The 19,182-nt window shown below is 34.2% G+C and carries 18 protein-coding genes; 15 read left to right on the plus strand and 3 right to left on the minus strand.

What is annotated here, in order from left to right:
* The first annotated feature begins 120 nt into the window (after positions 1-120).
* The 6 genes from J2Y38_RS17430 (at position 121) to J2Y38_RS17455 (ending at position 4,158) form a co-directional block, all read left to right on the plus strand.
* Positions 121-1,539, plus strand: coding sequence for a TolC family protein (locus J2Y38_RS17430; protein WP_309845004.1), 1,419 nt, complete (start codon positions 121-123; stop codon positions 1,537-1,539).
* A gap of 571 nt (positions 1,540-2,110) precedes the next feature.
* Complete coding sequence (locus J2Y38_RS17435) at positions 2,111-2,491, plus strand: DoxX family protein (RefSeq protein ID WP_309845006.1); 381 nt, start codon at positions 2,111-2,113, stop codon at positions 2,489-2,491.
* Between the two features lie 12 nt (positions 2,492-2,503).
* Complete coding sequence (locus tag J2Y38_RS17440) at positions 2,504-2,713, plus strand: hypothetical protein (protein WP_053474484.1); 210 nt, start codon at positions 2,504-2,506, stop codon at positions 2,711-2,713.
* Between the two features lie 76 nt (positions 2,714-2,789).
* Positions 2,790-3,164 (plus strand): VOC family protein, encoded by a 375-nt coding sequence (locus J2Y38_RS17445; RefSeq protein WP_073488292.1) that lies wholly within the window; start codon positions 2,790-2,792, stop codon positions 3,162-3,164.
* Between the two features lie 18 nt (positions 3,165-3,182).
* The gene (locus J2Y38_RS17450; RefSeq protein ID WP_309845010.1) at positions 3,183-3,692 is read left to right on the plus strand and encodes a DinB family protein; all 510 of its coding nucleotides are present in this window, start codon (positions 3,183-3,185) and stop codon (positions 3,690-3,692) included.
* A gap of 4 nt (positions 3,693-3,696) precedes the next feature.
* Positions 3,697-4,158 carry a DUF1440 domain-containing protein gene (locus J2Y38_RS17455; protein ID WP_309845013.1) on the plus strand — a complete coding sequence of 154 codons (462 nt, stop codon included), beginning with the start codon at positions 3,697-3,699 and terminating at the stop codon, positions 4,156-4,158.
* A 231-nt stretch (positions 4,159-4,389) separates the two neighbouring features.
* Here J2Y38_RS17455 and J2Y38_RS17460 read toward each other — a convergent pair whose 3' ends face one another.
* The gene (locus tag J2Y38_RS17460; protein WP_073417710.1) at positions 4,390-4,551 is read right to left on the minus strand and encodes a DUF1328 domain-containing protein; all 162 of its coding nucleotides are present in this window, start codon (positions 4,549-4,551) and stop codon (positions 4,390-4,392) included.
* Positions 4,552-4,986: 435 nt separating this feature from the next.
* On the opposite strand from J2Y38_RS17460, the gene J2Y38_RS17465 reads away from it, so the two are divergent.
* The 9 genes from J2Y38_RS17465 to J2Y38_RS17505 all read left to right on the plus strand — a co-directional run bounded on the left by J2Y38_RS17465 (position 4,987) and on the right by J2Y38_RS17505 (position 16,734).
* On the plus strand, positions 4,987-7,257 hold the full coding sequence (locus J2Y38_RS17465; protein ID WP_309845015.1) for a glycosyltransferase: 2,271 nt from the start codon (positions 4,987-4,989) through the stop codon (positions 7,255-7,257).
* A 220-nt stretch (positions 7,258-7,477) separates the two neighbouring features.
* Entirely contained in the window at positions 7,478-8,035 is a 558-nt protein-coding gene (locus J2Y38_RS17470; protein WP_309845018.1) for a TetR/AcrR family transcriptional regulator, read from the plus strand.
* A complete protein-coding gene (gene fabF, locus J2Y38_RS17475; protein WP_309845020.1) occupies positions 8,035-9,279 on the plus strand; it encodes a beta-ketoacyl-ACP synthase II in 1,245 nt (414 codons plus the stop codon). The genes J2Y38_RS17470 and fabF overlap by 1 nt, the downstream gene beginning before the upstream one ends.
* Positions 9,280-9,770: 491 nt before the next feature.
* On the plus strand, positions 9,771-10,529 hold the full coding sequence (locus J2Y38_RS17480) for an ABC transporter permease (RefSeq protein WP_309845023.1): 759 nt from the start codon (positions 9,771-9,773) through the stop codon (positions 10,527-10,529).
* A gap of 1 nt (position 10,530) precedes the next feature.
* Positions 10,531-11,310 (plus strand): ATP-binding cassette domain-containing protein, encoded by a 780-nt coding sequence (locus tag J2Y38_RS17485; RefSeq protein WP_309845024.1) that lies wholly within the window; start codon positions 10,531-10,533, stop codon positions 11,308-11,310.
* A gap of 26 nt (positions 11,311-11,336) precedes the next feature.
* Complete coding sequence (locus J2Y38_RS17490) at positions 11,337-12,200, plus strand: MlaD family protein (RefSeq protein WP_309845026.1); 864 nt, start codon at positions 11,337-11,339, stop codon at positions 12,198-12,200.
* A 15-nt stretch (positions 12,201-12,215) separates the two neighbouring features.
* The gene (locus J2Y38_RS17495; protein ID WP_309845029.1) at positions 12,216-15,035 is read left to right on the plus strand and encodes an AsmA family protein; all 2,820 of its coding nucleotides are present in this window, start codon (positions 12,216-12,218) and stop codon (positions 15,033-15,035) included.
* Positions 15,036-15,046: 11 nt separating this feature from the next.
* The gene (locus tag J2Y38_RS17500) at positions 15,047-15,538 is read left to right on the plus strand and encodes a low affinity iron permease family protein (RefSeq protein ID WP_309845031.1); all 492 of its coding nucleotides are present in this window, start codon (positions 15,047-15,049) and stop codon (positions 15,536-15,538) included.
* On the plus strand, positions 15,535-16,734 hold the full coding sequence (locus tag J2Y38_RS17505) for an FAD-binding oxidoreductase (protein WP_309845034.1): 1,200 nt from the start codon (positions 15,535-15,537) through the stop codon (positions 16,732-16,734). Before J2Y38_RS17500 ends, J2Y38_RS17505 begins: the two co-directional genes overlap by 4 nt.
* Positions 16,735-16,808: 74 nt before the next feature.
* Here the strand turns inward: J2Y38_RS17505 and J2Y38_RS17510 are convergent, their stop codons facing one another.
* Entirely contained in the window at positions 16,809-17,759 is a 951-nt protein-coding gene (locus tag J2Y38_RS17510) for a bifunctional helix-turn-helix transcriptional regulator/GNAT family N-acetyltransferase (RefSeq protein ID WP_309845036.1), read from the minus strand.
* A 345-nt stretch (positions 17,760-18,104) separates the two neighbouring features.
* On the minus strand, positions 18,105-19,121 hold the full coding sequence (locus J2Y38_RS17515) for an AraC family transcriptional regulator (RefSeq protein WP_309845039.1): 1,017 nt from the start codon (positions 19,119-19,121) through the stop codon (positions 18,105-18,107).
* Positions 19,122-19,182: the final 61 nt, after the last annotated feature.

A 19,182-nucleotide genomic window follows, 5' to 3' on the forward strand; every position in this document is an offset into this window, starting at 1 on the left:
GGAAAACTATATAACCACAGCTTTAGTAGCCATCATAATTGGCATCGCTTATATATCGTACAGAATCTCAAAAGATCTTGAAACTAAAGATACTTGTACAGAAATTTAATAAAAGAAAGAATGAAAAATCATATAACCAAAATCGTGACCTTCGCCATTCTGATCACGACATTAATATCCTGTAAAGTTTCGAAGGATATTGAAACTCCAAAAGATGCATTTCCTGAGAATTTCAGGAATGCATCAACTTCGAGTGATACAACAAGTATTGCTGATGTGGAGTGGAAAAACTTCTTTACCGAAAAAGATATTATCAAATTGATCGACAGCGCCGTTGCAAGAAACAACGATTTGCAGATTGCCGAAAAGAACATTGAAATTGCACAATACAGATTTACACAATCAAAATGGGGAAATGTACCTCAGGTTAATTTATTTGTAAATGCAAGTACAAGCAATCCGTCAGACAATAGTTTTACAGGATTGAACTTAAACCAGGCAATTGGTGCTAAACATATCGATGATTATTCTGCCGGAGCTTCACTTTCATGGGAAGCTGATATCTGGGGGAAAATCAGAAATCAGAAAAAAGGCGCTTATGCAGGATATTTACAATCTGCAGAAGTTAAAAAAGCATTACAGACAAATATTGTTGCCAATGTTTCAAGAGGATATTACAACCTTTTAATGCTGGACGCACAATTAGAAATTGCCAGACAAAATCTAAAATTAAACGATAGTACAACTAATATTATCAAATTAAAATACGATGCTGGTCAGGTAACTACATTGGCAATTCAACAATCTGAAGCACAAAAATTAAACTCAGCACAATTGATTCCGTTATTGGAACAAAACATTGCGATACAGGAAAATGCTTTAAGTGTTTTAACTGGTTCTTTTCCTAATTCTAAAGAAAGAACAATTAAGTTAAGTGCAATTGAAGTTAAAAACAATACAGCAATTGGAATTCCGTCTGCATTAGTAAGCAGAAGACCTGATGTAAAAAGTGCCGAATTAGCTCTTAAAGCAGCAAACGCAAATGTTGGAATCACAAAAGCGGATTTATATCCAGCTTTAAGAATTACAGCTCAAGGCGGCGTAAACTCTTTTGAAACCAGCAATTGGTTTAACATTCCAGCTTCATTATTCGGAACTGTTGCAGGAGGTTTAACACAGCCGCTTTTGAACAACAAAAGAGTAAGAACGCAATATAATATTGCTGTTGCAGAAAGAGAAAAAGCTGTTTTAAGTTTCAGACAATCTGTTTTGGTTGCCGTAAGCGAAGTTTCTGATGCTTTAGTTAAAGTAGAGAAATTACAACAACAGGAAACTTTCTTAAAAGAAAAAGTAAAAACTTTACAGCAAGCGATTAAAAATGCTAACCTTTTATTCAAAAATGGTATGGCAGAATATCTTGAAGTTTTAACCGCTCAGGCAAATTTATTGCAAAGCGAACTTGAACTTGCTGATGTAAAAAGACAACAACTTACAGCTAATACTGAATTGTACCGCGCTCTTGGCGGAGGCTGGAAATAATACCTGTTACATTACCCGTTAATTATTTATTTTTTGAGAGGAAAACGCTGTGAGACTTAGGTTTCATGGCGTTTTTTAGTTTTTTTTTGCCACAAAGGCGCTAAGGCGCAAAGTTTTTTTTAAGTCTCTCGCAGATTCTGCAGATTTTTTTTATACCACAGATTACACAGATTAAAAAGATTTTTATCTCCTTAATCTCCAAAATCTGCGAGAGCATTTTTTATTGTCATTTTTTGTCAGGCTGAGCGAAGTCGAAGCCCTCTCAAAGTACATACTCAAAGGCTTTGCGAGGAACGAAGCAATCTTAATTGCTAAATCAAACTTTGTGGCTCATTCTAGTGAGATTGCTTCGTTCCTAGCAAAGACATACTTTGTGTCTTACACAAGTCAAAAAAGAAAACTTTAAAAAAAAACTTTGCGCCTTCGCGCCTTTGTGGCAAATAATCTAAAATCAAAAATCAAAAAACTTGTCCCAAATGCCCCTAAAATAGTCGTAAATAACTATTTCATGAAAAAACAAGAATAGTATATTTGTAATACATTAACTAATAACTATTTAAAAACAAACCACATGAAAAAAGCAAAAATTATTTTTTGGATTGCAACAACTATTATTTTTCTATTCGAAGGTGTTATGCCGGCTTTTACTTCCCAGACAGAAATGGCAAAAGAAGGAATTAAGCATTTAGGTTATCCTGAATATTTTGGAAATGCGCTGGTAATTTTCAAAATACTGGGAGTTCTGGTTTTAGTGATTCCATCTATTCCTAAAAATGTAAAAGAATGGGCTTACGCCGGATTTGGTTTTGACTTCATATTTGCCTCAATCAGTCATTTTGCGGTAGACGGCATTAATCTTCAAAGTTTCTTTCCGTTAATCTTTTTAGTGATTTTGGCAATCTCATATATCTATTATCATAAAATCGAGCGATACAAAAATATCGCTTTGTAAAACTAACTTGCGATGATAGAAGTTTTTAAAACAAATGTTCAGGAAGTCGAGCAATCAGTAATGATTGTTGGGAAACTTCTTGAACATTTCCCAAACAGCATCGTCAATTTTGATCTTGAAGATTGCGATAAAATTCTTCGGGTTCACGCCGCTTCTATTTCGAACCATAAAATAATCGAACTTCTAAATTCGCATGGTTTTCATTGCGAAGCACTTCCGTAAATTCACAATTTACTGATTTACAAAATATTGCAATAAAAATCGTATTTTTGAGATACTAACATCTAAACCACAAAAAATGAATTTACCTGCAGAACATCAAACTGTAATGCCTTACCTTATCCTCAAAGGCGCATCGCAATTTATAGATTTTACAAAAAATGTTTTCGGAGCTTCAGAAACACATTCAAAAGCACTCCGCGAAGACGGAACCATAATGCATGCCGAAATTACCTTAAACGGAAGCACAATTATGGTAACCGATGAAACTGAAGACTGGTCAAAGCAAACGGCCAACTTATTTGTCTACGTTCTTAATGCCGATAAAACGTATCTAAAAGCATTAGAAAACGGCGCCGTTTCTTTAATGGGATTAAGCGATCAGGATTACGGCAGAACCTGCGGCGTAACAGATCCTTTTGGAAATGTCTGGTGGATTACCTCCGTAAATTAAATCTTAAAAATCAATAATATGAAGACAGACGTTCAAAAAGATATTGTTGAAACATTCAAAAAATTAAATAATATTCTATCCAAATTTTCTGAAAACGAATTAAATCAGATTCCCTTTCAAGGAAGCTGGACTCCCGGGCAAGTTGTACAGCATATTATTTTAGCCTGTTCCGGATTTCCTGAATTATTTGCCGGAAATACGGAAAAAACAACCCGAAAACCCGACGAAAAAATTAAAGATATTGAAGGTTTGTTTTTAAACTTCACCATAAAAATGGATGCTCCGGTATTCCTGAAACCAGAGAAAAAAGAATACAATAAAAATGCATTAAATATAGAATTGCTCAGACTTGAATCTGAATTATTAGATTGTGCCGAAAAATACGATTTAACCTTAACCTGTTTAGATTTTCAGGTTCCCGGTTTTGACAAATTCACCATGTACGAATGGATTGATTTTGCATTAGTTCACACCCAAAGACATACACATCAATTAAATAGTATTTTTCAATACATAACTAAACTCTAAATGAATGATATCAAAATCTAAAACTATTTTATTCTCTGGTTTACTGGCTGGAACTTTAGATATTCTGGCTGCAATTTTCGTTTACTCTGTTATATTACATCAAACAACTGCCGAGAAAATTCTGCAGTCTATTGCCAGCAGTGTTTTTAAACAGCATGCCTATACAGGCGGTGCACAAATGGTTTTTTATGGTTTATTGCTGCATTATTTTATAGCATTGGCTTTTGCTTATTTTTATTATAAGATATATCCTCATGTTCCTATTTTGAAAAAGAATATTATTGTTTCCGGAATTGTCTACGGAATCTTTGTCTGGATTGTAATGAACCTTATTGTACTTCCCATTGTATTTCCTAATCTTCCATCAAAAGAATTCGATCTTCCGTTAATCATTTCTGTTTTAATTTTAATCGTCTGCATTGGTTTACCAATCGCTTTTGTAACTAAGAAAAGTTATAAGATATGAGTTTTGAGTTATTAAATTAACGCAATAATTTTAACGCAAAGCACGCTAAGATTTTTTGAAAGGCTGCATTTTCAATGCTGAAGTTCGCAAAGCTTTGTGTTGACATAGCTTTGCGAACTTTGAGTTTTATAAAAACCTTAGCGTACTTTGCGTTAAAAATATAAGTATAGATTAAAACAAAAAAGCGAAACCAACAATTGATTTCGCTTTTTTAAACAATAAACTAAGATTTTAAACTCTTGTTCTTCCGCTTATTAATGAGATAATAAATAAAACTAAGAATATAAAGAATAAAATTTTTGCGATACTAGCGGCTCCGGCAGCAATTCCTCCAAAACCAAAAATTCCGGCTACTATAGCTAGAATTATAAATGTGACTGTCCAACGTAACATAACATCAAAATTTAAGTTATAAAATATGACTTTTTACAAGTCCGATTTGTTTGTCTCTCAAAGTTCCCTTTTACTTACAAAAACCATTAACTCAAATGGTATATTTATTATCGCAATCCGTTATAAATCATAAAATTATCCGCTAGTTTTAGAATTTTAGTCTCAACGTTATACAATTCCCATCCAGAAGCTTTAGAGTTAATTTTTTGATCGATTGAGTTAATTACCGCTGCGTTCCCAAGGTAATTTTATTCAAAATTAAAAACTGGCTGCATAGCTCAATTTTATAAAAGACACGGTTATGTAAATTAGGTGTCTTTCTCAATAAAAAGCCATTTTTAATACTATTATATTATTATGGTGTCGCCGATTATAAAATTGTGGCGGCTACTCTGAACCTTGACGACTTATTAACAGAACTAAAACAGCATCCCCATGAAGAAGATATCAAATAAATCGAAAATTGTTTTTCTTTCAACATTTCCTCCAACACAATGCGGCATAGCAACTTATACTCAAGATACCATTAAAGGAATTACCGATATTTTTGGTAAATCAATAACCTGCGAAATTTGCGAATTAGTCGATAAGCCGCAGACAAATCCAACGCAGGCCTTTACATTGAATACAAAAGAAAGAGCCGAATACACAAAAGTTGCCGAAGAAATTAATAAAGATAAAAATGTGAAACTAGTTCACATTCAACATGAATTTGGTTTATTTGGCGGTAATTATGGTGATCATTTACTAGACTTTTTAAATGCAGTAAAAAAGCCTATAACTTATACTTTTCACAGCGTTATTCCAAACCCGAATAACGAATTGAAAACCTTTGTAAAACTACTTTTAAGCTACAGTAATTCTGTTTTTGTAATGACCAACCAGTCAAAAGAAATTTTGATAAACGATTATGATATTGAAGAAGATATCATAACAACTGTGCCACACGGAACCCATATTGTAATTTATGAAGAACCAGCACAAGCAAAAGTAAAATTTGATATTCAGGACAGAATTGTACTCTCAACTTTTGGACTTTTGGGCGAAGGAAAAAATATCGAAACCGGTTTACAGGCTTTGGCCAAAATCGTCGAAAAAGAACCGAATGTATTATATTTAATTATTGGCAAAACACATCCAAATTTAATTAAAGAAGGAGTTGATACTTATAGAGACAAACTGGAAGGACTTGTTGACGAATTAAATTTACACAACAATGTTCGTTTCATCAATAAATATTTAGATACCGATGAACTTTTAGAATATTTAAAAGCAACTGATATTTATTTGTTTACTTCAAAAGATCCAAACCAGGCTGTAAGCGGCACTTTTGCTTATGCAATGAGCTGCGCCTGCCCAATGGTTGCCTCAAAAATTCCGCATACAAGAGAAGTTTTAACTTCAGACTGCGGCGTTTTGGTTGATATTGGAAATGTGGATCAATTTGCAGAAGAAACATTAAAATTGATTTCTGATGAAAATTTAAGACGTGAAATGGGAATCAATGCCTTTACTAAAATGAGAGCTTCATCTTGGGAAAATGCAGCATTAACACACATGGATACTTATAAAAAATTAATCGAAAATCCATCAGATATCAAATACAGTTATCCGGATATTCAGTTAAGACATATTAAAAGATTAACCACAGATTTGGGAATTATTCAGTTCAGTAAAATTTCGGTTCCGGATTTAGAATCAGGTTATACTTTAGATGATAATGCACGTGCTTTGATCGCATTTTGTGCACATTACAAATTAACCAGAGATAAAGACGATCTTCCGTATATTTTAATTTACTTGGATTTTATCGAAAGATGTCAGAAACCAAAAGGAAATTTCATCAATTATGTCGATCAGGAAAACCGTGAACATATTGAACAAAATGCCGAAGTTAATCTGGAAGATTCAAATGCAAGAGCAATTTGGGCTTTAGGAACTGTAGTTTCAAATTCAGATATTCTGCCGGAAAACATTTCTAAAAAAGCAGCAAAATGTTTTCTGAATTCCTTAAAATGGGCAGAAAATATTCAGTCGCCGCGTTCTATTGGTTTTGCAACAAAAGGTTTGTACTTGTATCATAATGCAGTTCCAAATTTATATGTGGCAGCCATCATCAATAAACTAAATGCTAAATTACTGGCAAATTACGAAGATACCGCATCAGAAGACTGGCAGTGGTTTGAAAATTATTTAACGTACGGAAACGGAATTCTGCCGGAATCTATGTTATACGCTTATTTAATTACAAACAAACCTGTTTACAAAAAAGTAGCATTAGATTCCTTAGATTTCTTATTGTCGAAAACATTTTCAGACGGAAACTTTAAAGCAATTTCCAATCAAAGCTGGTACCACAAAGGCGCAGAACCGCAGCAATACGGAGAACAGCCAATTGATGTTACCTACACAATTCAGACTTTAAATGCTTTTTATAATACATTTGAAACTCCGGAATACAGAAAGAAAATGAAAATTGCATTTAACTGGTTTTTAGGAAAAAATCATTTAAATCAAATTATGTACAATCCCGTAAGCGGTGGTGGTTATGACGGTCTTGAAAAAAACAATGTAAACTTAAATCAAGGTGCAGAATCAACCGTATGTTACTTAACCGCAAGATTAATAATGGAAAAATTTGCTCAAGACGAATCAAAAGTTATTCCCATAAATAAATTGAGAACCGGAGTAGCGATTAACTCTTAGAAGAAATCCAATTAAAAAATTCCAAATTACAAATTGGGATTTGTAATTTCAAATTTGTAATTTTATCACACAATAGACTGACCAAAATTCTATTAAACCCGGAAAATCCCTTTCTTAATGAGAGGGATTTTTTGTTTTCAGCAATAATTCATCTTAAAAATAAACTAAATAAATTTGCCTATCTACTAATAGGTAGTATCTTTGTCAAAAAATTGAAGCTATGACAACACGGGAAAATATTATAGAAAAAGCAGATCAGTTTATTCGAAACAAAGGCTACAATGCTTTTAGTTTTAAAGATATTTCAAATGATATTGGCATAAAAACCGCTTCTATTCATTACCACTTCCCTACTAAATCAGATCTTGGCGTGGCGACTATAAAAGAACATATTGCCAGAACTGAGGCTTTAAAGAAAAGAGTAGCCAATGAATCACCTTTAATAAAACTAGAAGCTTTTTTAGATGTACAAACACAAATTAAAAAAGAAAATAAAGTGTGCATTGTAGGATCATTAGCAACAGATTTAAATACGCTCGACGAATCCATAAAAACAGAATTGCAGGGATTTGCCCAAATTGTAATTACCTGGCTGACGGAAGTTTTAATAGAAGGAAAAGAACTCAAAATATTCGATTTTGAAATGGAACCAAGAACAAAAGCCATAATGATCATCACCAACATGGTTGCCATTGTACAGCTTTCAAGACTTACAAACGATAATGATTTTGACTTGGTAAGAGAAACAATATTAACAGAATTAAGACCTAAAAAATAATGAAAAGAGTTGTAGTAACAGGATTAGGAGCAGTAACTCCCATTGGAAATAATGTTCAGGAATTTTGGAATTCATTAATTAACGGAGTCAGCGGTGCAGCTCCCATAACAAGATTTGACACCACACAATTCAAAACTAAATTTGCATGCGAAGTTAAAAACTTTGATGCTTCGTCTATTTTTGAAAAAAACGAAATTAGAAAATACGACCTCTTCACGCAATACGCCTTGTATGCGGCAGATGAAGCGGTAAAAAATGCCAATATCGATTTTGATTCTTTAAACAAAAACAGAATTGGAGTTATTTGGGGATGCGGCGACGGCGGAATTTCAACTTTTGAAGAACAAATTGGAGAATATAAATTAGGAAACGGAACACCAAGATTCAGTCCGTTTTTTATTCCGAAAAGAATTGTGAATATAGCTTCAGGCGTTATTTCGATTAAATACGGACTTCGCGGAATAAACTATACAACGGCTGCAGCCTGCTCTGCAAGCAATACCGCAATCATTGATGCTTTCAATTATATTCGCTGGGGAAAAGCCGATATGATGATCACCGGAGGTTCTGAAGCTTCGGTTACAGAATCTTCCATTGGCGGTTTTAATGCTTCAAAAGCATTGTCTACCTTAAATGATGATTACAGCAAAGCTTCACGTCCATTTGATGCAACAAGGGATGGATTTGTTTTGGGCGAAGGAGCCGGCGTTGTCATATTAGAAAGCTACGAACACGCCATACAAAGAAATGCTGTAATTCTAGCCGAAATTGTGGGCGGAGGTTTAGCCGCAGATGCGTACCATTTAACAGGAACACATCCTGAAGGTGAAGGTGCAGTTTTAGGAATGGAACTTGCTCTTGAAGAAGCCGGAATTTCTCCAGACCAAATTGATTACATTAATGCACATGCAACTTCTACTCCAACGGGAGATTTAAGCGAACTTAAAGCCGTGGAAAAAGTATTTGGAATAAACCCGAATGCGAATATTAGTGCCACAAAATCAATGACCGGACATTTACTTGGTGGTGCCGGAGCAATTGAAGCGATTGCCTGCATTAAAGCGGTTCAGGAAAATATCGTTCCGCCAACAATAAACACACAAGAAGTAGAACCAGAATTTGCAGATAAATTTAATCTGACACTTGGCAAAGCACAATCCAGAGAAGTGAATTATGCGATGAGTAATACTTTTGGTTTTGGCGGTCACGTTGCCAGTTCCATCTTTAAAAAATTTGCAGAATAAACAATTACAACATACTTAATTTTAAATGGGCTGTCTCAAAATAAGAGCAGCCCATTTTATTTTATATTTCACCATGTTCCAGAGGAACATCTCGTCGGTAGAAAAATTATATCGTTATCATCGTTTACGTTCCGTAGGAACGTTTGACACGCCAGATTATTAAAAAAAATTTCAAAATCAAACGTTCCTACGGAACGTAAATGTCGCTGATCCGCATTTTCTTCTACCTACGAAACATTCCTATGGAATGAATAACCGATACATAAAAGGGCTGTCTTAAAATTGAGACAGCCCTTTTGTTTTCTATAGAATTCCTGTAACGCAGCATTCATAAAAATATTGTGATTTCATGAAAATTATATAAGGCACAAAAAAAGTTGTGTAAAGTATTTTAACAAGTATAGAAGTAACTTTCATATATAATTTAAAAAGTACCATAAACTGTTAAATAATTGATTTTCAAATCACACCTAACTTAAAAACTAAACATTTTGATTCTCAGCCTAAAAAATACATTCGCACAAATTGGAGACGCAACATTGTTTGCCAAGAGGTTTTTTAAGGAGGTTTTTATTCCTCCTTATGAGGCAAAAGAGTTTTTGAAACAATGTTACATCATCGGTTATAAGTCATTGCCCTTAGTGGCAATCACAGGTTTTATTATGGGATTAGTGTTAACACTTCAATCCAGACCAACTTTGGTAAAATTTGGAGCCGAAAGCTGGCTTCCCGGAATGGTGGCACTCTCCTTAATTAGAGAAATTGCGCCTGTTATTACGGCCTTAATCTGTGCCGGAAAAATTTCATCTGGAATTGGTGCCGAATTAGGTTCTATGAAAGTTACGGAGCAAATCGATGCCATGGAAGTTTCGGCCATTAATCCTTACAACTATTTGGTTGTAACCAGAATTTTAGCCTGTACATTAATGGTTCCCATATTAGTATTTTTTGCAGATGCAGTGGGAATTGTTGGCGGATATATAGGAATCAACATTCATGGTGATGTTAATTTTTATCGTTTTTTAACGCAGATTGTACAGTCTCTCGAATTTTTAGATGTGATTCCGGCAACCATAAAAACATTCTTCTTTGGATTTTTTATAGGAATGATTGGATGTTATAAAGGTTTTAATGCCGCAAACGGAACAGAAAGTGTGGGTAGAGCTGCAAACTCTGCCGTAGTTACCGCTTCATTGGCCATATTTATTATCGATATGGTAGCAGTTCAAATAACCGATTTATTTTTTTAAGATGATTAAAGAAGACCAAAATATCGAACCAAAATCAGAAGAAAAAAATCAAGGTCCCATTATCGAGATCAAAGATTTGCATAAAACTTTTGGCAAAGACAATACGATCTTAAAAGGAGTAAATCTTACCGTAAACAAAGGCGAAGATTTAGTGATTTTAGGACGCTCGGGATCAGGAAAATCGGTAACAATTAAATGTATCGTAGGATTAATAGAACCAGACAAAGGCGAAATAAAAGTATTTGGCGAAGATGTGCTGAATGTTTCAAAAGACGAACTCAACCAAATAAGAGTCAAAATTGGATTTTTATTTCAAAGCGGTGCTTTATACGATTCCATGTCTGTTAGAGAAAACCTCGCTTTTACATTACGAGCACACAAAAGGGATTTAACAGAAGAAGAAGTTGAAAGTGAAGTCATTGAAGCGCTTGACAGTGTAGGTTTAAGTGACGCGATCGATAAAATGCCGGCAGAATTATCTGGCGGAATGAGAAAGAGAATTGGTTTGGCAAGAACCCTGATTTTAAAGCCTGAAATCATTTTATACGACGAACCTACTACAGGTTTAGATACAATTACTTCACGAGAAATCAGTGAATTAATTCTCGATATAAAAAACAAACAAAAAACGGCATCAATCATTATAACGCACGATATGGCCTGCGCTAAGATGACGGCCGACAGGATTATGGTTTTAAAAGACGGCGTAATTCACGCTGAAGGAACATACGAAGAATTAGAAAAAGATGAAGACGAATGGGTACGCTCATTTTTTGAATAAACAGCAAAAATAAATAACTAGAAATCATGGAGAAGCAATCTGGATATACTTGGAAATTAGGAATGTTTGTAACAGTTGGGCTGCTGCTTTTTATAATGGCCATATATTTTATCGGAAAACAAAAAAACCTGTTTGGTTCAACATTCAACTTAACCTCAAAATTTAAAACGGTAAGCGGTTTAGAAGTGGGAAACAACGTCCGTTTTTCAGGAATTAACATTGGTACAGTTGAAGAAATCAGATTAATAAATGATTCATCAGTTGTAGTGTCAATGGTTATAAAAGATGAAGTCCGCGAATTTATAAAAACAGATGCGCGCGCCAGTATTGGTTCTGACGGATTAATGGGCGATAAAGTCCTTACTATTTCTCCCGGAGTAAAATCAAAAACAATAGTTGAAAATGGCGGAGCAATTGCTTCTGTAAACGGAATAGAAATGGCTGACCTTATGAAAAGCGTTAAAAAAAGTGTTGATAATGTAGGCGTTATTTCTGATGAACTTGCCATTTTCAGCCACAGTATGAATAACGGTAACGGCGCTTTGGCACGATTAGTCCGCGATGATAAAATGGCAAACAGCGTTTCAAATACGCTTTCAAATTTAGAAACCGGCACAAAAGGTTTCAGCGAAAATATGGAAGCTGCCAAAAGCAATTTCCTTTTTAGAGGTTACTTCAAGAAAAAAGAGAAAGCAAAAGAAAAACAGAAAGAAGAAATAAAAGAGAAAAAAGAAGAACAGCAGGAAAAAGAGGCTAAAGAAAAAGAAGCCAAAGCTAAAGAAGAAAAAGAAAAACAGGAAAAAGCCAAAGAAGAGAAAGAAAAGCAAGACAAGCAAAAAGCTGAAGAAGCAAAAAAAGACGCTGAGAAGAAAGATGCTGAAAAGAAATAATAAATACTCTACGCCATGAAAACTTCGTTTAAAAATATAAGCCTTAAAATACTCAAATGGACGGGAATAGTAATAGCAGGAATCCTGCTGTTACTTTTTTTGCTTCCATTATTATTTCCCGGAAAAGTTGCCTCAGAAGTTAAAAAGATTGCCAACGAACGTTTAGACACCAAACTCGAATTTTCTAAGTCCAAACTTTCATTTTTTACGCATTTTCCATCGTTAACTGTTTCGCTTGATGATTTGTCAATGACAGGTTCAAAGCCTTTTAGTAATGATACTTTACTAAGAGCAGAGCAGGTTGCGTTTGGGATAAATTTAAAAAGACTAATTTTTGACAGTGAAGTTAAAATCAATAAATTATACGTTTCGAATGCTTTAATAAATGTAATGGTCAACGAAAAAGGACAAGCCAATTACAATATTTATGTTGCACCAGAAGATAGAAAAGACGAGAAAAAAGATCCAAATGCTCCCGAAGAAGGAACGGCAATAAAACTGGAACGAATTGATTTAGAAAACTGTCATGTAAAATACAATGACCGATCTGCCAAGATTTTGATCGATGCAAAAGGTTTTAATTATGTTGGAAAAGGAAATTTAAGTGACGATATTTTCGATTTAAATACCGATGCTAAAATTGATACGTTAGATTTCTATTATAACAGAACCGCTTATCTTAGAAAAAAAGCCGTAAGTGCTGATTTAATTACCAGAATCAATACACATGCACTTTCGTTTATTCTTCAAAAAAATGAATTGCAGATTAATAAACTTCCTTTAACCTTTACCGGTTTATTTACTATTTTAAAAGATGGTTATAAAATCAATATCAAAGCAGCATCAGAAAATACGACCGTAAAAGATTTACTTTCTGTAATGCCTCCGGAATATTTAACCTGGCTTGATGAAACTGAAATTTCCGGAAAAAGTGATTTAGTACTTTCTTTTAAAGGAGATTATAACGTTTCGAAAAAACAGAAACCCAATTTAGCTTTTAATCTAAAAGTGAAAGATGGCGCAATAAATTATCAAAATGCACCCGTTCCGTTAACGGATTTCCAAATGGATTTAAACGCCATTCTGCCTTCTCTTGATACAGAACAATTGCTTGTAAACCTTAGAACTTTACGATTTAAAGTGGGCGAAAAAGATTATTTCAATGCGTATTTACACAGTAAAGGTTTAAGCGAAATGAACATCAACGCCAGTGTAAAAGGTGCTCTTGATCTTGCCGTTGTCGACGCTGCTATAGGTTTAAATACCGTGGAATTAAAAGGACTTTTAAAAACTAATATTCAGGCGAGAGGGCTTTTTAGTACTTCAAAAAAATTATTTCCTAAAACAATTGGCGGTATTTCGCTTAGAAACGGCTGGCTGAAAACAGACTCCTATCCTAACCCAATTACTGATATTACTTTTGTTGCCAATGTGTTGAACAAAGCCGGAACTTATGAAGATTTGATCGTGGCCGTTGCACCTGCATCATTTGTTTTTGAAGGAAACCCAATGTATGTAAACGCCACTTTATCTGATTTCAGCGATTTGGCTTACAATGCAAAAATTAAAGGCGAATTAAACGTTGGCCGAATCTATCAGGTATTTTCCCAAAAAGGCCTTGATGTAACGGGTTACGCAAAAGCTGATTTATCTCTTAAAGGAAAACAAAGTTACGCCACAACGGGTCAATACAGTAAACTGGATAATCGCGGAACAATTCTGTTGAAAAACATCAAAGCAACATCAGAATTATTTCCGAAACCGTTTTTTATCAAGCAGGGAAATTTCCGTTTTCAGAATGAAAAAATGTGGTTTGAAAAATTCTATGCTTCTTACGGAAAATCTGATTTTGATATTAACGGATATCTTCTAAATACAATTAATTATTTTCTGGAATCGCACGGAACTTTAAGCGGAGATTTCAATCTAAAATCAAAATTGATTAATGTAGATGAATTTATGGCGCTGGAAAAAGGTGAAAATAAAGACCGAAAACTGGAAGTGGAATATGCTAAAGAAGATCACCCAAAAATGAGCGGCGTTGTTTTGGTTCCCAGAAACTTAAATGTTTCGCTTACCGCAAATGCTGATAAAGTAGAATATAACGGATTAAACTTAAATAAACTTACCGGAAAAGTAGGCATTACAAAAGGGGCTTTATTTTTAGAAAATACCACCTTTAATATTATCGATTGTATTGTGGGCATCAATGCCGGTTATAAAGATGAATCGCCAACAACGGCTCATTTTGATGCACATTTTAATGCAAAAGACTTCAGCGTTCAGCGTGCTTACAAAGAAATCCCGATGTTTCATGATATGGTTACAGCTGCCGAAAAAGCGCAGGGAATTATTTCTGTTGATTATAAAATAAAAGGAGATTTAAACGGAAACATGGGACCTATTTACGAATCGCTTGAAGGCGGCGGAACTATTAATCTTCGTGATGTAAAAATTAAAGGTTTAAAATTATTTGAAGGCGTCAGTTCTCAAACGGGACAAAAAGGTTTGGACGATCCTAAAATGGAAGGAATCGAAATCAAATCAAACATTGATAATAATTTAATTCATATTGAGCCTTTTACATTTAGTGTGGCGAGTTTTAAACCCACCATAAAAGGAACAACAAGTTTTGACGGATTGCTGGATTTACGAATGCGTTTAGGACTTCCGCCGGGTGGTATTATTGGTTTTCCAATTGTAATAACCGGAACACATGAAGATCCTAAAATTAAAATTTTCAGTAAAACAGGTCAGAAAATTTATGATGCAGTTTACGACGAAAAGAATAATAAAGTGATCAAAAAAGAAAAAGTCAGCAAAAAGAAAAGCTAATTTATAAGGCAATGAAAAAGAAAAAACAAAATGGCGGAAGTGCATTTGAAAAATTCGCTTCAAAAACTTCAAAAGCAGCCGGAAGCACAACTGCTTTTATTGGTGCTTTTGTTATTGTACTGGCATGGGCAGTTTCGGGGCCTATTTTCGATTATTCTGAAACTTGGCAGCTGGTTATTAATACCGGAACAACAATCATAACTTTTTTAATGGTTTTCTTAATTCAGAAAGCCCAAAACAAAGATTCACTGGCTATTCAATTAAAACTAAACGAACTGGTAGCTTCAAATGAACACTCAAGTAATAGTCTGGTAGATATTGAAAATATGACCGAAGATGAAATGATTATTATTCAGAAGTTTTACCGTCACTTGGCTGAACTTGCAAAAAAAGACGAAAGCATCCGCACCTCTCATTCGCTGACCGAAGCGCATTCGCAGCATGAGTACAAAGATAAAAACAGAACTAAACATCGTGCTTCACGAAATACGACTAAGAAATGAAATTACGCTCTACAGAAACTTTTTGGCCACTTATAAGTGCCATGAATACCAGTTATCCTTCTATTGATTCTGATATTAAAACTGAGATTTTAATTGTTGGAGGAGGAATAACAGGCGCTTTAATGGCTTATAAATTAATTACCGCAGGAAAAAAAATAGTACTTGTTGACCGCCGGGACGTAGCAAACGGAAGTACAGCTGCAAGTACCGCTTTGCTTCAATATGAAATTGATGTTCCGCTGCACGAACTGATTAAACTTCGGGGCGAAAAATGCGCTGTCGATAGTTACAGAAACGGTAAGAAAGCTATTTTTGACCTGCGAAATATAATTGATACCGTAGAAAGCGACTGCGGATTTGAATTTAAAAAGAGTATTTATTTTACTTCATACAAAAAAGATATTCCGTTTTTAAAGAACGAATTTAAAGCTAGAAAACAACGTGATTTTGATGTAACCTGGCTCAATAAATACGAACTTGAAAAAATGGGTTTAAACGCGATTGCAGCCATCGAATCTAAAACTGCAGCAGTTATGGATCCGTTCAAACTGGCGAACGATTTATTGTATTACTGCCATCAAAACGGCATGCAGATTTATGACAGAACGAATATTACTTCTGTACAAACTGTAAAAGGAAAATGCATTGCACATACCGAAAATAAATTTACCATAACGGCAGATCACGTTGTGTACTGCAGCGGTTATGAAAGCACTGAAACTATTGAAGAAAAAATCGTTGATTTAAAAAGTACGTATGCACTGGCTTCTGAAATTGTTCCTGAATTACCGACAATATTAAAAAATGCTGTTGCATGGGATACTTCTTCTCCGTACTATTATTATCGCGCGACTCCGGATAACCGAATCATTATGGGCGGAGGTGATGAAGAATTTAGAGATGCCAGGAAACGAGATAAACTGATTCCCAAAAAAGAAGCTTCTTTAATGCGTCAGTTTAAAAGGCGATTCCCAAATGTAGAATTCAAATTAGATTATTCCTGGGCTGGAACTTTTGGAGAAACCAAAGATGGTCTTCCTTATTTTGGAAAACCAGACCCGAAAAAAAATATCCATTACGTCTTAGGCTTCGGCGGCAACGGAATCACTTTCAGCGTAATCGGAATGAATTCGATCGTTGATTCTATTAAAAACAAAAAAAATCCGGATTTAGATTTTTATAGGTTTGGGCGTTGAAAAAGGTTCTAAGATGCTAAGGTTCTAAGTTGCTGAGTTTTTTTTCTTAGCAACTTAGAACCTTAGCAACTTTCTTAAACTTTAAGCTCCATCTGAATATTACATCTTTTATAAGGTGTTTCCAGACCAAAGACTTTCTCGAAGCCTAATTTATAATATAAATTTATAGCAGGTTTTAAGATTGTGTTGCTTTCCAGATAAATCTTTTTTGCTCCTAATTCTTTGGCTTTTGCAACAATTGCCAGTCCTAATAACCAGCCAATATTTTTACCTTGTGCTTTTGGTGAAACGGCCATTTTTGCCATTTCAAAATCATAGTCATGAATATTGGATTTAATAAGCGCGCAGACTCCTACGGGTTCGTTTTCATACAAAGCCACTAGAATTTTTCCGCCTTTGTTTAAGATATATTCTTCGGGATTGTCGAGTGCTTTATAATCTGCTTCTTCCATTTCAAAATACGTTGAAATCCATTCTACATTTAACGCTCTGAAAGCTTCCTGATATTCTGGTTTGTATTCGACGATTTTGACATCTTTGCTTTCGCGGATTTTTTTCTGATCGCTTACTCTTTTAAACATTGATTTTTGTCCCAATAAAAACTCCCATTCCTCAAGCGCTGCCCAAAGATTATGTTTAGATTCGGCAATTAAATTCTCAATCGCAACATCAATATCTTTTAATTGCTGTTGAATGTTTTTCGCAAACAAAAAACCTTTCTCAGTCAAAACAACATTGTTTTTGCGTTTATCATCTGTTTTTAAACTTTCCTGAACCAATCCGGCAGCCGTCATTTCCTGAATAATCTTGCTTACCGAAGGCTGCGAATGTCCAATTTCATTTGCAATTTCCGTAATCGTTAATTCTCTTTCTTCTGTCAGCGTATAAAACACAGGAAACCACTTCGGAACAAAATCGGCTCCATATAATTCATAAATTTTAGAAGCATCATCTGTTAAAACCGCTGTCATTAATCGTAAACGACTTCCTATAGCCGCTTTACCTACTTTGTCAAAAAATTCCATATCATAATTAATTATATAACTAGTTATGCAAATATATAAAAAAATCTTTTTTTGGCAAAAGATTTTTTTAGTAACAAAGTGGCAAAGGGACAGAGGGACAAAGTTTTTAACCTTTGTAGCTTTGTTTCTTTGCCACTTTGTTACTAAAAAAAACTAAGATCCTAAGTTTGGAGCCTCTAATTTGAATTTAGAACCTCAGCGACTCAGAACCTTAGCGTTTTTGTATATATATATGTTGCTTAAAGCTAACGACATTAATTTTCTTTAAGATGCTAAGCGGCTAAGTTTCTGAGTTGCTAAGAAAAAACTTAGCATCTTAGTATCTTAGAACCTTAGCAACTTTGACTAGGCAGTCACTGCCAAAGGATTCAAGTTAAACTTATACTCTTTTGGACTGCAGTTGAATTTTTGTTTAAAGATTTTAGAGAAATAACTTCTACTTGTAAAACCAATGCAATACACGATTTCAGAAATATTTAAGTCTGATGTTCTAATTAGGATTTCGGCTTTTAGAACGCGCATGTGGGTGATATAATCGTTTACAGTTCTGTTGTGAATCATTTTAAAACCTTCCTGAAGTTTATTTGGCGATAAACCCGATTTTTTACTTAATGATTTAATGGTAAAAGGTTCTTCGGGATTTGCTTTTATAGATTCTGAAAGTTCTTTTATTTCTTCCATTTCTCTTAAAGTTAAGCAGTTTGCTTCTTTCGAAAATGAATTTAAATCATCTGTATGCTGCTGGATTTCCATTGCCAGAATGATTCTCAAAATACCTTCTTTCAATAAATTTCTAACCACTCCGGTTTGCGTTACGGCGTTTAACTGTTCTATTTTTTCACCAATTTTTAAGTTGTATGAACCGGCATAAAAGAATTCTCCGTTAAGATTTTCTTCAAAAAACGTTTCCCTAACCATTTGGTTTAAAGAATTTGCCTGAGTTGATTGTGTTCCCACAATTATTAATGTGAATTTTGTTTTTTTATCTTTTTCAAAAAGCAAAACATTATCCTGGTTTAATTTTGAAGTTACAATTGCAGTCTGAAAAGTTTTTAATTTATGCTCTTCGCCATGAATTCCAAAACTGTGTGAAAGATTTCCTTTAGAACAATAGGCAAAATATAATGGAGATGAAATTCCGTTATTTACATTCATTTTTAAATCAACCGAAAAAGTCATATCAAATTGAACGTATGAAATATTATCATTAAAAGAAGCACCGCTAATAGAACCTTTTGCAAAATTATTGTTTACTTCAAGTGTATATTCATCAACGTCAAAAGTTACTTTTCCGCCGAAGTTTTTATTCAACTCTTCAAATATGTTTTGAATTTTCTCTGTATGTATAGTAACTATTTTCATTTTGTTTCGATTTAAATTCTGTAATTTTAAATGATTCTTAAACCAATAGCATTTTTGTTTA

Origin of the sequence: Flavobacterium sp. 2755, from assembly GCF_031455715.1 — a bacterium.
GTDB lineage: Bacteria > Bacteroidota > Bacteroidia > Flavobacteriales > Flavobacteriaceae > Flavobacterium.

Coding starts and splice junctions, on each gene's coding strand:
- J2Y38_RS17450 (WP_309845010.1), top strand. CDS start 3,183: ATGAAGACAGACGTTCAAAAAGATATTGTTGAAACATTCAAAAAATTA.
- J2Y38_RS17430 (WP_309845004.1), top strand. CDS start 121: ATGAAAAATCATATAACCAAAATCGTGACCTTCGCCATTCTGATCACG.
- fabF (WP_309845020.1), top strand. CDS start 8,035: ATGAAAAGAGTTGTAGTAACAGGATTAGGAGCAGTAACTCCCATTGGA.
- J2Y38_RS17510 (WP_309845036.1), bottom strand. CDS start 17,759: ATGGAATTTTTTGACAAAGTAGGTAAAGCGGCTATAGGAAGTCGTTTA.
- J2Y38_RS17500 (WP_309845031.1), top strand. CDS start 15,047: ATGAAAAAGAAAAAACAAAATGGCGGAAGTGCATTTGAAAAATTCGCT.
- J2Y38_RS17465 (WP_309845015.1), top strand. CDS start 4,987: ATGAAGAAGATATCAAATAAATCGAAAATTGTTTTTCTTTCAACATTT.
- J2Y38_RS17435 (WP_309845006.1), top strand. CDS start 2,111: ATGAAAAAAGCAAAAATTATTTTTTGGATTGCAACAACTATTATTTTT.
- J2Y38_RS17515 (WP_309845039.1), bottom strand. CDS start 19,121: ATGAAAATAGTTACTATACATACAGAGAAAATTCAAAACATATTTGAA.
- J2Y38_RS17455 (WP_309845013.1), top strand. CDS start 3,697: ATGATATCAAAATCTAAAACTATTTTATTCTCTGGTTTACTGGCTGGA.
- J2Y38_RS17445 (WP_073488292.1), top strand. CDS start 2,790: ATGAATTTACCTGCAGAACATCAAACTGTAATGCCTTACCTTATCCTC.
- J2Y38_RS17490 (WP_309845026.1), top strand. CDS start 11,337: ATGGAGAAGCAATCTGGATATACTTGGAAATTAGGAATGTTTGTAACA.
- J2Y38_RS17440 (WP_053474484.1), top strand. CDS start 2,504: ATGATAGAAGTTTTTAAAACAAATGTTCAGGAAGTCGAGCAATCAGTA.
- J2Y38_RS17485 (WP_309845024.1), top strand. CDS start 10,531: ATGATTAAAGAAGACCAAAATATCGAACCAAAATCAGAAGAAAAAAAT.
- J2Y38_RS17495 (WP_309845029.1), top strand. CDS start 12,216: ATGAAAACTTCGTTTAAAAATATAAGCCTTAAAATACTCAAATGGACG.
- J2Y38_RS17460 (WP_073417710.1), bottom strand. CDS start 4,551: ATGTTACGTTGGACAGTCACATTTATAATTCTAGCTATAGTAGCCGGA.
- J2Y38_RS17505 (WP_309845034.1), top strand. CDS start 15,535: ATGAAATTACGCTCTACAGAAACTTTTTGGCCACTTATAAGTGCCATG.
- J2Y38_RS17470 (WP_309845018.1), top strand. CDS start 7,478: ATGACAACACGGGAAAATATTATAGAAAAAGCAGATCAGTTTATTCGA.